General features: G+C 64.5%; 15 protein-coding genes. 6 read left to right on the forward strand and 9 right to left on the reverse strand.

What is annotated here, in order from left to right; translation table 11 throughout:
- Positions 1-40: 40 nt before the first annotated feature.
- The gene (locus NR193_RS18730) at positions 41-199 is read left to right on the forward strand and encodes a hypothetical protein (RefSeq protein ID WP_256752260.1); all 159 of its coding nucleotides are present in this window, start codon (positions 41-43) and stop codon (positions 197-199) included.
- A 21-nt stretch (positions 200-220) separates the two neighbouring features.
- On the opposite strand, the gene NR193_RS18735 is transcribed toward NR193_RS18730, so the two are convergent.
- The 3 genes from NR193_RS18735 to NR193_RS18745 are packed head-to-tail and all read right to left on the reverse strand — an operon-like array spanning position 221 to position 1892.
- Complete coding sequence (locus NR193_RS18735; RefSeq protein WP_256752261.1) at positions 221-790, reverse strand: DNA-3-methyladenine glycosylase I; 570 nt, start codon at positions 788-790, stop codon at positions 221-223.
- Positions 791-802: 12 nt separating this feature from the next.
- A complete protein-coding gene (locus NR193_RS18740) occupies positions 803-1102 on the reverse strand; it encodes a hypothetical protein (protein ID WP_256752262.1) in 300 nt (99 codons plus the stop codon).
- Positions 1103-1133: 31 nt separating this feature from the next.
- Positions 1134-1892, reverse strand: coding sequence for an SDR family oxidoreductase (locus NR193_RS18745; RefSeq protein ID WP_256752263.1), 759 nt, complete (start codon positions 1890-1892; stop codon positions 1134-1136).
- Positions 1893-2114: 222 nt separating this feature from the next.
- Between NR193_RS18745 and NR193_RS18750 the strand changes: the two genes are divergently transcribed.
- The gene (locus NR193_RS18750; protein WP_256752264.1) at positions 2115-2987 is read left to right on the forward strand and encodes an AraC family transcriptional regulator; all 873 of its coding nucleotides are present in this window, start codon (positions 2115-2117) and stop codon (positions 2985-2987) included.
- A 22-nt stretch (positions 2988-3009) separates the two neighbouring features.
- Here the strand turns inward: NR193_RS18750 and NR193_RS18755 are convergent, their stop codons facing one another.
- Positions 3010-3438 (reverse strand): NUDIX domain-containing protein, encoded by a 429-nt coding sequence (locus NR193_RS18755; RefSeq protein WP_256752265.1) that lies wholly within the window; start codon positions 3436-3438, stop codon positions 3010-3012.
- Positions 3439-3528: 90 nt separating this feature from the next.
- Between NR193_RS18755 and NR193_RS18760 the strand changes: the two genes are divergently transcribed.
- Positions 3529-4026, forward strand: a complete 498-nt coding sequence (locus NR193_RS18760) for a GAF domain-containing protein (RefSeq protein ID WP_256752266.1) — start codon at positions 3529-3531, stop codon at positions 4024-4026.
- A gap of 28 nt (positions 4027-4054) precedes the next feature.
- Here NR193_RS18760 and NR193_RS18765 read toward each other — a convergent pair whose 3' ends face one another.
- From NR193_RS18765 to NR193_RS18785, 5 genes are all read right to left on the reverse strand, one after another.
- Entirely contained in the window at positions 4055-5104 is a 1050-nt protein-coding gene (locus tag NR193_RS18765; RefSeq protein WP_256752267.1) for a dienelactone hydrolase, read from the reverse strand.
- 203 nt (positions 5105-5307) lie between these two features.
- A complete protein-coding gene (locus NR193_RS18770) occupies positions 5308-6357 on the reverse strand; it encodes an AraC family transcriptional regulator (protein ID WP_256752268.1) in 1050 nt (349 codons plus the stop codon).
- Positions 6358-6438: 81 nt separating this feature from the next.
- Entirely contained in the window at positions 6439-7512 is a 1074-nt protein-coding gene (locus NR193_RS18775) for a YeiH family protein (protein WP_256752269.1), read from the reverse strand.
- A gap of 364 nt (positions 7513-7876) precedes the next feature.
- A complete protein-coding gene (locus NR193_RS18780) occupies positions 7877-8263 on the reverse strand; it encodes an ester cyclase (RefSeq protein ID WP_256752270.1) in 387 nt (128 codons plus the stop codon).
- Between the two features lie 178 nt (positions 8264-8441).
- The gene (locus NR193_RS18785) at positions 8442-9335 is read right to left on the reverse strand and encodes a LysR family transcriptional regulator (RefSeq protein WP_256752271.1); all 894 of its coding nucleotides are present in this window, start codon (positions 9333-9335) and stop codon (positions 8442-8444) included.
- 154 nt (positions 9336-9489) lie between these two features.
- Between NR193_RS18785 and NR193_RS18790 the strand changes: the two genes are divergently transcribed.
- From NR193_RS18790 to NR193_RS18800, 3 genes are all read left to right on the forward strand, one after another.
- A complete protein-coding gene (locus NR193_RS18790; protein ID WP_256752272.1) occupies positions 9490-9885 on the forward strand; it encodes a cupin domain-containing protein in 396 nt (131 codons plus the stop codon).
- A gap of 130 nt (positions 9886-10015) precedes the next feature.
- Positions 10016-11011, forward strand: coding sequence for an aldo/keto reductase (locus NR193_RS18795; protein WP_256752348.1), 996 nt, complete (start codon positions 10016-10018; stop codon positions 11009-11011).
- A 15-nt stretch (positions 11012-11026) separates the two neighbouring features.
- Positions 11027-12016, forward strand: a complete 990-nt coding sequence (locus NR193_RS18800; RefSeq protein ID WP_256752273.1) for an aldo/keto reductase — start codon at positions 11027-11029, stop codon at positions 12014-12016.
- Positions 12017-12025 lie beyond the last annotated feature (9 nt).

A 12025-nucleotide genomic window follows, 5' to 3' on the forward strand; every position in this document is an offset into this window, starting at 1 on the left:
TTCTCCCGGCGCGCAGGCCTCTAGCCCAGGAGACGGATCCATGATCACGTTCGTGCGGAAGCCAGAAACGGTCGTCACGACCGAAAAGACCGAGGAAAGCCGCTTCGACCGCATCCGCAGGATTGCCGCCGACAAGCATCGGAAATCCGATTCCGACACGGCCAGTCCGGCAAAGGGCGAACCCAAGCGTCCGATGTAGGCGCTGACGGCGCTGCCGTGGTCAGAGCGCGACTTCGGACCGCCGGAAGCAGTTGGCCGCGTGATCGTTGACGATGCCGACCGCCTGCATCCAGGCATAGACGATGGTCGGGCCGACGAATTTGAAGCCGCGTCGTTTCATCTCCTTGGAAATCCGTTCGGACAGGGGCGATGACGCGATCCAGCCATGGCCGTCGCTTTCGACCACCTTGCCATCGGTGAAGGACCAGCAGAAGTCGGCGAAGCTCTCGCCGCGCTGCGCCATCTCGCAGAAGATCTGGGCGCCACGGATCGTCGCTTCGATCTTGGCGCGGGCACGGATGATGCCGGGATCGGCCATCAGGCGCTCGATATCGGCCGCGCCGAAGCGCGCGACCTTCTCCGGATCGAAGCCTTCGAAGGCGGCACGAAAGGCGTCGCGTTTCCTGAGCACGGTGATCCAGGCGAGACCAGCCTGGAACCCCTCCAGCATCAGCATTTCCCACAGCATGCGGGCATCGCGTTGCGGAACGCCCCATTCCTCGTCGTGATAGGCGCGCATCAGCGGATCGCCCTCGGCCCAGCCGCAGCGATGACCTGCATGATTGTCCATCGTGGTTCTCCGTCACACGATACTGTGGCGGACCGGCGCCACGGTCCAGTCCACGGTGCGCTGGTCGATCATGGCATGCACCGGCGAATGCGCCATCTCTGTCATGATGCCGCTCGCCGCGTTGCGGCCGGCCTCGGCCGAGGCCCAGATCAGCACGTCGACGATGGTGCTATCTTCGCGTTCGGCGATCCGGCGGGACAGGAAGCCCGGCTGACGCCGCAGCCAGGCGTCGATATCGGCATTGGCGGCGACGAATTCCGCGCAGGACCGGCCGTTGAGCCTGAAGGTCGTCACTTCGATCGCCTCTGTCATGTCATCTCTCCATTGGCAGGGTTCATGAGGGTCAGCCTTGCGCCGTCGGGCGCACGATCAATTCGTTGATGTCGACGCCGTCCGGCTGGCTGATGGCAAAGCCGATCGCCTCGGCAATCGCGCCGGCCGGGATGGAGGCCTGATCGACCATGGCGCGGGCTCCAGCCTTGATCTCGGGATTGGCGATGCCGTCAAACAGCTCGGTGCGGGTGAGGCCAGGGCTGACGACCGTCACGCGTAAATCCCTGCTTTCCTGTCGAAGCCCTTCCGAGAGCGCCCGTACCGCGAATTTGGTGGCGCTGTATACGGCGGCTGTCGGATCGACCCGGTGCCCGGAGACAGATGCGACGTTGATGATGTGGCCGGACTTCTGTTCGGCCATGATCGGCAGCACCGCGGCAATGCCATTGAGAACGCCACGCAAATTGACATCGATCATCCGGTTCCATTCGTCGACGCGCAATTCGGCCATGAACGACAAAGGCATTACACCGGCATTGTTCACCAGCACGTCGATCCGGCCGTAGCGCTCATGCGCGACCGCGACGAAGGCCTTGACGCTGTCGAGGTCGGTCACGTCAAGCTGCCGGGAATGCGCCTGGCCGCCGGCCTGCCCGATGTCCCGCGCGATAGCGGCAATCCGGTCGGTCCGCCGGGCGCCAAGCACGATCCTGTGGCCGCCCGCCGCGAGGTGGCGGGCCGTGGCCTCGCCGATGCCGCTGCTGGCGCCGGTGATGAGCACGACCTTGCTGGTTCGGGTCGATGGGTCGGGGATCGGTGAACTCGTCATGGAAGGCTCCGCCTGTGATGATCGGGAGTACGCTCCCGCTGGCGGCGTTATGCGACGGAGCGACCGTGGGGCGTTATCGCGATCCTGTAGGATTCATGCACGATCCTGCAAAGCTTGATTGCAGCGGCTGGCCGGGCTTGCAGGATCGGATATGATCGGCCTCATGACCGTTTCGAAGACACCAGGTGCCCTTTGAGGTTCGCGCAAGATCCATATGGGGAGATGGCGTCGATCATCGCCCGGTTCACGGCGCGGGACGAAGAGTGCGCAACGGCGATCGACACTCTGTTCCTCAGCCGGCGATCGTCGACCGACAAAAGCGTCCACACCGCGCAATGGCCCTGCTTTGCGCTCGTCGTTCAGGGCGCCAAGAGCCTCACGCTCGGCTCGCATGTTCACCGCTATGGCGTTGGCGACTATCTGGTGGTGTCGCTCGACCTGCCGGTCGTGTCTCGCGTGACCGAGGCGAGCCCCGAGGCACCGAACCTGGGGCTGGGCATGCGGATCGAGCCGGATCGGCTGAAGGAGCTGTTCGGCCGGATCGGCACGGTGCCGGTCGTCCCTCACGACATGCGGGCGGTGGCCGTCAACAGGGCGCCGCCAGACCTGCTGGATGCGGTCGTGCGGCTGCTGCGCCTGCTTGACCGACCACAGGATATTGCCGCGATGGCGCCGCTGATCGAGCAGGAGATCCTCTACCGCGTGGCGACCGGCCCCTTTGGTCCGGCCCTGCTCCAGATCGCCACGATCGAGACGCCGACAAACCGGATTGCCCAGGCAATTGCCTGGCTGCGGCAGAATTTCGCGCGGCCGCTGCGCATCGAAGAGCTGGCGCAGCATGTCGGCATGAGCACGTCCTCGCTGCATCATCACTTCAAGGCAGTCACGGCGATGACGCCAATGCAGTATCAAAAGCAGCTGCGCCTGCACGAAGCGCGGCGCCTGATGCTGGCAGAGCGCCTGGATGTCGGCTCGGCCGGCTACAGCGTCGGCTACCAGAGCCCGTCGCAATTCAGCCGCGAATACAGCCGGCTCTATGGCAGGCCGCCATTGCGCGATGTCGCGGGATTTCGGGAGCGGGCGGGCGGGGCCTGAGGGTAAGGTTCGCGGCGCGGCGCTATTTTCCCCTCAGCCTCAGCACCACGTCGCGCGTCAGCGGCGCGAGCTTGATGTCGTGGATCGAGGCGGGGTCCAGCCAGATCATCTCCTCGATCTCGGCCGCCGCTAGCGGCTGGCTTTCGATCGGCTGTGCGGCAAAAGTGAGGGCGAACAACTCCGCCTCGACCGTGCTGTCCGGCTCATTGGCCGCCTTCGCCGAAAACAGGCCGAGCCGGGAAGCCATGCCCGGGTCGATCGTCAACCCGAGTTCCTCGCGCAATTCGCGCACCAGGGCATCGACCGGCTCCTCGTCCGGCTCGATCTTGCCGCCGGGCTGCATGAACGCACTGGTGCCGCGCTTGCGCACCAGCAGCAATCTGCCCGATGCGTCGGCGATGACGGCGGCGGCGATCCTGATCTTGCGGCTTTCGGAGTGGATGGGATTCACGCTAGTATCGTCCCGTGGTCGTTTGGTGCAGGGCTTGCCGAGTTTGACAGCTTGTCGAAGCAACAGCGATTCTGAGTACGGAGACAAGCCATGTTCGCCGCCAAGGCCATCGACACCACTGACAAGGCCGCGTTCTACCGCGACCTCGCCACGCAACTGAAGGCGCTGCTCGAGGGCGAGCGCGACTCGATTGCCAATGCCGCCAACACCGCCGCGCTGATCTTCCAGATGGTGCCGGACCTCAACTGGGCCGGCTTCTATTTCCTGGCATCCGACGAGGAACTGGTGCTGGGGCCGTTCCAGGGCAAGCCGGCCTGCGTACGCATCACCGTCGGCAAGGGCGTGTGCGGAACCGCGGTCGAACTCGGCACCTCGATGCTGATCAAGGACGTGCATGATTTTCCCGGCCACATCGCCTGCGATGCCGACTCGCGCTCGGAGCTGGTCGTGCTGCTCGAAGACGATGACGGCGTCTTCGGCGTGCTCGACCTCGACAGCCCGCTGCCCGGCCGCTTCGACAAGGCCGACCAGGCGGGCATCGAGACGCTGGCGGCGATCTATGTCGCGGCGAGTTCCTTCGAGGATTGAACGACGCCCTGACAGCTGGCGACAGCGCCTACCGATCGGTCTTCAGCGCGCGATTGAAAGCCACGGTCGCCATGTCGATCAGCCGCGCATGGATCTCGCCGCGCGATCGCCCTCCGCCATCGTCGCAAACCGGGTCGCCGATCTGTTCGGATGCAATGATGCTGGGAGCGCCGGGCTTGCATTCGGCGAACATGCTGTAATGGCTCGCGCCCTCGATCGTCGCATAGCTGGCATTTGAAATCGCTTTAGCGATCCCGGAGGCATCGACGGTCACCGGGATCTTCCCCGGCAGGCCAAGATTGACGATAGCGACCGGAATTCTGATGCCGGCAAGGCTTTTGGCGTCGAGGACATCGGTTGGGGCGGGATCGATCGCCATGGCGAAATGAATGCGCTCATCCCTGTTGTCACGACCGGCGGGCTGCAAATCCATGGCATGAAGATCAAGGCCGCTCTGCCGGACCCATTCGCAAAGCGAAGCATTGAGCAGGTCCGTATCGCAATAGTCCGCGAGCAATTTCGGGTCGATGCGAGCTCCGGCTATCGCCAAGGCCGTGTTGCCGCCCATGGAAAGACCAAGGGCGCCAATTTTGCCGTGCTCGAGGTGATCCCTCAGGAAGACGTCCTTTTCCGTCGCGTCCAGGGTTGCCGTGAGATCGGCGGGCCGCAGCCAGAGTTTCATCGTCTCGGCGGCGGATCTGTCTGGTCCCGTATTTCCCGGATGCGTGGGGGCGGCGACGATGAATCCCCGCCCGGCCAAAGGCGTTGCAATCCAGCTCAGCGCCTGCGGGGTTCCCGCGAGACCGGCGCCATGTGAAAGCAGGATGAGCGGAAACTTACCGCCGGCGATTGGCGCATCGCGCATGGCGGACGTTCCGACGAAAAGCGCGGTGTCGCCGAGCGTGACCGTGTCGCCGCCTGGCAGGGCCGGATACCAGACCGTCACGTCGAGATCGATGCCGCGCTCCCTGGAAGGGGCTGAAACCCGACGAACGCCGACACTGTCGCTGGCGCCGGCCGAGGGTTGCATCAGCATCGTGGAAGCCATGATGGTGCATAGGGTGATCCAGAATTTCATTGAGATCTCCATTGCTGAACGCTCGCGCCAGCGGCCGGGGAGCCCAATGGCCTCCGCTTCCGGGTCAGTTGGCGGTGGTGTTCAGTCGCCGTGTTGACGCCGCGATATCAACGGATCCGAGCGAAGCCCGCGACCTCGATCGCGATCGAGAACGTCCACGATCGCGATTTAGCACCGCTCGACGCCAACGGTGCCGCCGGGTTTCAGCCGCCTACAGGGCTCGCGAGCGAGGGCGATTGCGAGTTCCGTTCCCGCCACGCCAGCGGCGTCATATCCGTCACCCGGCGAAACTCGCGGTTGAAGTTCGACTTGGTCTGGAATCCGACCGCAAGCATGATTTCGGTCACGGACTGACCGGTCTCGCCCAGCAGCCGGCAGGCCTCGGCGATGCGGTATTCATTGACATATTGCGAGACGTTCCTGGCCTTGATCCGGTTGATCGCCGCCGAAATCTGTCGTGCCGGAATTCCGGCACGACGGGCAAGGCGGTTGAGGTTCAGGTTTGCGTCCCGATAGAGCTTCTTCTCCTGCATCAGTTCGTTGACCCTGCGAAGAGTGTCGGCGTCTTCACCGGTGTCGATCGGGGAGAAGGTCTCGGCGGGCTCGGCCGCGTTGAGTGGGACATGGCTTTGGCTGGCCGCTGCCGCCGCCACGCCGACAATGACGAGGATGAAGAGGTTGGCGATGCCGATCACCGTCGCCGCGCGGTCGCTGTGGCCGGATGCCATCTCGAAGGACACCAGCAAGTCGACCATCCCCGACAGGCACAGCGTCACTGCCGCGGCAATGATGGCGCGGTAGGCCGGGACTGCGCCGTCGAAAGGCGCCAGGCGCAGCCCGTCGGCGCCGGAGCGCAGCAACCAGAGGATGGCGGCGGCGTAGATGAGATCGATTGATATCAGCGCCAGGTCGACAGCGTCGCGCCAAAAAATCACCAGAATGATGACGATGGCGGCGGGCGTTGCGTGGAGCGCCAGCAGGGTCGGCCATCGGCGGTCGCTGGTCCGGACGAGCTTCGAGACGCCGGCATAAAGCAGCGACGGCATGATCGCGGCGGAAACGGGCGCGATGTAGCCCACTTGGCTTATGCCATAGCCCCAACGCAGCCCGGTAAACACCGATTGCAGCACGGCGAGCAGGATCAGACCGAGAAACGGCAGGTTTGGCGCCGCCTCATCCTGACGCCGGGCGACGACCCAAAACAGGATGAACAGCAACAGGGCGACGACGAAGGGCAAGGGAACGAACGGCATGGTCGGTTGAGGGCTCGTGCGCGGATACGCGGACCGTAACCGATGTGGTTTTGATTCCCAAATTCGCTGATGTGCTGCGCCTTAAACGAACTTCACCAGCATCAGGCTGAAGCTGCCGATGAAGAGGAAGGCCGAGAAGGCGAGCGCCAGCGGGCGCAGGCCGCGTGAGCGCAGCTGCGAAATATCGGCCTGCAGGCCCATGGCGGCCAGCCCCATGGTCAGCATGATGGTGGTGGCGAGCGCCATCGCCGACTTCACTTCGGCCGGCACCGCGACCAGGCTGTTCAGCGCCACGACAGCAACGAAGGCGGCGACGAACCACGGCATGGGCGGCCGCGCCCCAGATTGATCGCTTGCCTGGTCGCTGTTCTTGCGGCGCGCCATCAGGCCGAGCGCGACGACCATCGGCGCCAGCATGGCGACGCGGGTCAGCTTGGCGACGGTGGCGATCTCGCCGGACTGGGTGCCGTTCTGGAAGCCGGCGCCGATGACTTGCGCCACTTCATGGATCGAGGCGCCAGCCCACAGGCCGAAAGCGTGCTGGTCGAGCCCCAGCACCGGCGCCAGCAAAGGGAAGCCGAGCATGGCGACGGTGCCGAACAGCGTGATCGAGGCAACGGCATAGGTGACGTCCTCGTCGCGCGCATCGGTGACGATGTTGGTGGCGACGATGGCCGAGGCGCCGCAGATCGAGGTGCCGGCGGCGATCAGCTGCGCCAGCCTGGCGTCGACGCCGATCAGCCGGCCGAGCGTGACGGTGAAGACGAAGGTGGCGCCGAGCGTCAGTGCAACAATGCCGACGCCGCCGGCGCCGATCGCCACCACCTGGCCAAGCGTCAGCTGGAAACCGAGCAGCACGATGGCGAAGCGCAACAGCCGGCGCTGCGAAAAGGCGATGCCGGCGATGGCGTGGGCGGGCGTGCCGAGCACGTTGGAATGGATCATGCCGGCGACGACTGCGAGGATCATCGGGCTGAACAGGGCGAAGCCGGAGACATTGCGGGCCGAGAAGGCGACGCCCGTGATCATCGCGACCAGCACCATGCCGGGGATGATGCCATTCCACACCGAATTGAGGCGCTTCCGGCGCTCGGCCAGATCGGCGGAAATCAGGCTTTTGGGAATATCGTTCGCGATGTGGGTGAAGGAAGACAATGCAATGCTCCAGGCGAGTAGGCTGGAGAAATGCCATTCCCACACCAATCTTTCCAACGAATTGTTATGGTCAGAATGATCGATTTTTACGATTGATTGCCATTGTCGAAGTCGGCGCTGCCCCTCATCCGCCTGCCGGGCGTTCGTCACTCGAAAAAGCCAAGCAATTGGCTTTTCGTCCGCTTCGCGGATCGCTCCTCAACCCCCCGTATAGTGACGGGGAGAAGGGGGCTAGCCGCAAACTCGGCACCCTTCTTGCGACCCTGGTGATTGGCGAAACCGGCGATGAGAGCGCCCCTCTCCCCGTCACAATACGGGGAGAGGATGCCGGCAGGCAGGTGAGGGGCGGCGCAACCGCCCGCAGCTATATCTGCGCTTCGATGGCTGCCTTGTCGATGACCGACCAGACATGCCTGATCCTGCCGTCGAGAAATTCATAGAAAACGTTCTCGCTGAAGGAGACTTTCCTGCCGTTGACGGGCAGGCCAAGGAAATTTGCCGTTGGCGTGCAGTTGAACTGAAGGCGGCTGGCTATGAACGGCGTATCGGAGATCAGCAGCTGGATGTCGAAATAGAGGTCAGGGATTTCGGAAAAGTCCCGTTCCAGCATCTTGCGGTATCCGGCCAGTCCGATCCGGTCGCCATTGTAGTGCACCTCGTCATGAACGAACCGGTGGAGGTTTCGCCAGTCCTGATTGTTGAGGCAAGCGATGTAGCCGAGATAGGTGTCGGTAAGATCGGGGTCGGTCACGGCGATTGCTCCGGTGCTTCCGTCAGATCACGTTCAGGCAGGAAGATAGAACACTCCCAGATGCAGTCCAGATGGACCACGCTCCGGAGCCTGTTCCATCCAAAATGAATCGGGATCGGGCTCTATCCGTTTGTTTGAGCACGATCTTTTCCGAAAATCGGGTTCCACTTTTCGGCCCCTATCCCCGATAGCGCAAGGCGTCGACCAGCAGCGAGAAGGCGGGCGTCGCCTGGCGGCGGCTGGGGTAATAGAGGTGGTAGCCGGCGAAGGGCGTGCACCAGTCGGCAAGCACCCGCACCAGCCGGCCGTCGGCCAGGCAGGTCGTCACCTGGTCCTCGGGCAGGTAGGCGAGACCCAATCCGGCAAGCACGGCATTCATGCGCAGCGCGGCTGTGTTGAACACCAGTTGGCCCTCGACGCGCACCTTCAGCTCGCGACCCGCCTTCTCGAATTCCCAGGCATAGAGACCGCCGTAGGTCGGCAGGCGCAGATTGATGCAGTTGTGGGTGGTCAAGTCCTGCGGCGCGCGCGGCTTTGGCCGCCTGGCGAAATAGGCCGGGGATCCGACCACCGCCATGCGCATGTCGGGGCCGATGCGCACCGCGATCATGTCGCGCGCCACCTGTTCGCCGAGCCGCACGCCGGCATCATAGCGCTCGGCGACGATATCGGTCAGGCCATAGTCGACGATGATCTCTATCCTGATGTCGGGATAGTCCGGCAACAGCCTGGCGATCGCCGGCCACAGGATCGCATCGGCGGCGTGCTCGCCGGCGGTGATGCGGATGGTACCGGCGGGCTTTTCGCGCAACGCGCTCAAGGCCGTCAGTTCGGTCTCGATCTCGTCGAGCCGGGGGCCCACGGTGTTCAGCAGGCGTTCTCCCGCCTCGGTGGGCGAGACGCTGCGCGTGGTGCGGGTCAGAAGCCGCAAGCCCAGCCGCTCCTCCAGCGCGCGAACCGTGTGGCTGAGCGCGGATTGGGAGACACCCAGCTTTGCCGCCGCCTTGGTGAAGCTCTCTTCGCGCGCGACGGCGAGGAAGGCGGTCAGTTCGTTCAGATTGTCGCGCGGCATTCATGAGCCCTTCTCATAAGTACATGCCGTTTATAGCAGCTAATCGCGACCAATCGCAGGTGCTAAATTGATGCCATCACAATCGGGCGTCCCAAAGTCGGCGGCCCTGAATGCCAGTGGCCGTGTCTGGCCCGGCGTGAAGAAGGGAAAAACCATGGATATCAAGCGAAGCGGCTCCCAGGCCTCGGGCAAGGGACCGGGCGACTGGTTCACCGGCACGGTGCGCATCGATCCGCTGTTTGCGGCCATTGCACCGGCGCGCGCGGCCGGCAACGCCGTCACATTCGAGCCGGGCGCGCGCACCGCATGGCACACCCATCCGCTCGGCCAGCTGCTGATCGTCACCGCCGGCTGCGGCCGCGTGCAGCGCGAGGGCGGGCCGATCGAGGAAATCCAGCCCGGCGACGTGGTTCGCTTCGAGCCGGGCGAGAAGCACTGGCACGGCGCGGCACCCACCACCGCCATGACCCACATCGCCATCCAGGAGGCGCTCGACGGCAAGGCGGTCGACTGGATGGAGCATGTCAGCGACGCGCAGTACCAGGCCTGATCGCCGGAGCCAGCGTCCTCGCGCTGATCGTGCGGCCGCGCAAGGCGGCGCAGCCGGTTGCGACCTGCGCGAACGCCTGAGCGCAGGGGCAGGCCGACGGCGTCCAACAGGAATCGAAAGGAGCAAGAAAATGCAAAAACGCACACTCGGAAACAGCGGCCTGGAAGTCTCGGCTCTCGGGCTCGGCTGCATGGGCATGACCTCGGCCTACGGTCCGCCGGCCGTGAGGGGCGATATGATCGCCCTCCTGCGGACAGCGGTGGACCTTGGCGTAACCTTGTTCGACACGGCCGAAGCCTATGGTCCGTTCGCCAACGAGGAGCTGGTGGGCGAAGCGCTGGCACCGTTGCGGGACAAAGTGGTGATTGCCACCAAGTTCGGCTTCGACATCAACCTCGAAACGGGTGAGCGCAGCGGCGGCCTGAACAGCAGACCGGACCACATCAGGGCGGTCGCGGAGGCTTCGCTGAAGCGCCTCGGGACCGATCGCATCGATATCCTGTATCAGCATCGCGTTGACCCTGACGTGCCGATCGAGGATGTCGCCGGCGCGGTGAAGGCGCTGGTCGCGGAAGGCAAGGTCAAGCATTTCGGGCTCTCCGAAGCCGGCGCGCAGACAATCAGGCGCGCGCACGCCGTCCACCCGGTCACGGCGGTGCAGAGCGAATACTCCCTGTGGTACCGGGGGCCCGAGGCGGAGATCCTGCCAACGCTGGAGGAGCTCGGCATCGGTTTCGTTCCCTTCAGCCCGCTGGGAGCAGGCTTTCTGACGGGCAAGATGGATGCGAACACGACGTTCGCCAGCACCGACTTCCGCGCCAGTGTGCCCCGCTTTGCCCCCGAGGCGCTGAAGGCGAACGTAGCGCTGGTCGATTTGCTGCGCACTGTGGCGGCGGCGAAAGGCGCCACCCCGGCGCAGATCGCGCTTGCCTGGCTGCTGGCCCAGAAGCCGTGGATCGTGCCGATCCCTGGCACCACCAAGCTGCACCGTCTGGAGGAGAACCTCGGATCCGCGGCCATCGCGCTTGCGCCGGAGGAACTCAGGGATATCGACGAGGCCGCCTCGCGGATCACCTTGAAGGGCGCTCGCTTGCCGCAAGCGGTGCTGGACATGACGAACCGCTAGGAAAGGAGAACAACAATGCAGAAGCGCACACTTGGAACAAGCGGTCTCGAAGTCTCGGCCATCGGGCTGGGCTGCATGGGGATGAGCCAGTCATACGGGCAACCGATGGAGACGCCGGATGCCGTCCGCCTGATCCGCTCCGCGTTCGAGCGCGGCGTCACCTTCTTCGACACCGCCGAGGTCTATGGCCCGTTCAAGAACGAGGAGGTCGTCGGTGAGGCGCTGCAGCCAATCCGCGACCAGGTGGTGATCGCCACCAAGTTCGGCATCGACATCGCCGGTACGGCCGGACATGACGGCATGGACAGCCGGCCGGAGCATATTCGCGACGTCGTCGAGGCCTCGCTCAAACGGCTGAGAACCGACCACATCGATCTCCTCTATCAGCACCGCGTCGATCCGGTCGTGCCCATCGAAGAGGTGGCCGGCACGGTGAAGGACTTGATCAGCCAGGGCAAGGTCAAGCATTTCGGCCTCTCCGAGGCGGGCGTGCGCACCATCCGTCGCGCGCATGCGGTGCAGCCGGTCGCGGCTCTGCAAAGCGAATACTCGCTGTGGTGGCGTGAACCCGAGGAGGCGATCCTGCCGATCCTCGAGGAACTGGGGATCGGTTTCGTGCCCTTCAGCCCGTTGGGCAAAGGCTTCCTCACCGGCGCCATCAACGCCAGCACGACGTTCGACAGCAGCGACTTCCGCAACACCGTCCCGCGTTTTGCGGAGGACGCCAGGCGAGCGAACCAGGCACTGGTCGATGCGATCGTCGCGATCGCGGCCGGGAAGAAGGTGACCCCGGCGCAGGTCGCGCTCGCCTGGCTGCTGGCGCGGAAGCCGTGGATCGTTCCGATCCCCGGCACCACGAAGCTCAATCGCCTCGAGGAGAACATCGGATCGGCCGCCGTTGCGCTGACCGCGGACGACCTTGCCAACATCGAGAATGTGGTCTCGGCAATTGCCGTGCGGGGCGAGCGCTACTCCCCGCAACAGGCGGCAAGGATCGATCGCTGAGTCACGCGC

It is taken from the genome of Mesorhizobium sp. Mes31 (assembly GCF_024519675.1).
Classification (GTDB): Bacteria; Pseudomonadota; Alphaproteobacteria; order Rhizobiales; family Rhizobiaceae; genus Mesorhizobium.

Coding starts and splice junctions, on each gene's coding strand:
- NR193_RS18785 (WP_256752271.1), bottom strand. CDS start 9,335: ATGCCGCGCGACAATCTGAACGAACTGACCGCCTTCCTCGCCGTCGCG.
- NR193_RS18790 (WP_256752272.1), top strand. CDS start 9,490: ATGGATATCAAGCGAAGCGGCTCCCAGGCCTCGGGCAAGGGACCGGGC.
- NR193_RS18740 (WP_256752262.1), bottom strand. CDS start 1,102: ATGACAGAGGCGATCGAAGTGACGACCTTCAGGCTCAACGGCCGGTCC.
- NR193_RS18800 (WP_256752273.1), top strand. CDS start 11,027: ATGCAGAAGCGCACACTTGGAACAAGCGGTCTCGAAGTCTCGGCCATC.
- NR193_RS18765 (WP_256752267.1), bottom strand. CDS start 5,104: ATGAAATTCTGGATCACCCTATGCACCATCATGGCTTCCACGATGCTG.
- NR193_RS18730 (WP_256752260.1), top strand. CDS start 41: ATGATCACGTTCGTGCGGAAGCCAGAAACGGTCGTCACGACCGAAAAG.
- NR193_RS18735 (WP_256752261.1), bottom strand. CDS start 790: ATGGACAATCATGCAGGTCATCGCTGCGGCTGGGCCGAGGGCGATCCG.
- NR193_RS18770 (WP_256752268.1), bottom strand. CDS start 6,357: ATGCCGTTCGTTCCCTTGCCCTTCGTCGTCGCCCTGTTGCTGTTCATC.
- NR193_RS18750 (WP_256752264.1), top strand. CDS start 2,115: ATGGCGTCGATCATCGCCCGGTTCACGGCGCGGGACGAAGAGTGCGCA.
- NR193_RS18795 (WP_256752348.1), top strand. CDS start 10,016: ATGCAAAAACGCACACTCGGAAACAGCGGCCTGGAAGTCTCGGCTCTC.
- NR193_RS18745 (WP_256752263.1), bottom strand. CDS start 1,892: ATGACGAGTTCACCGATCCCCGACCCATCGACCCGAACCAGCAAGGTC.
- NR193_RS18760 (WP_256752266.1), top strand. CDS start 3,529: ATGTTCGCCGCCAAGGCCATCGACACCACTGACAAGGCCGCGTTCTAC.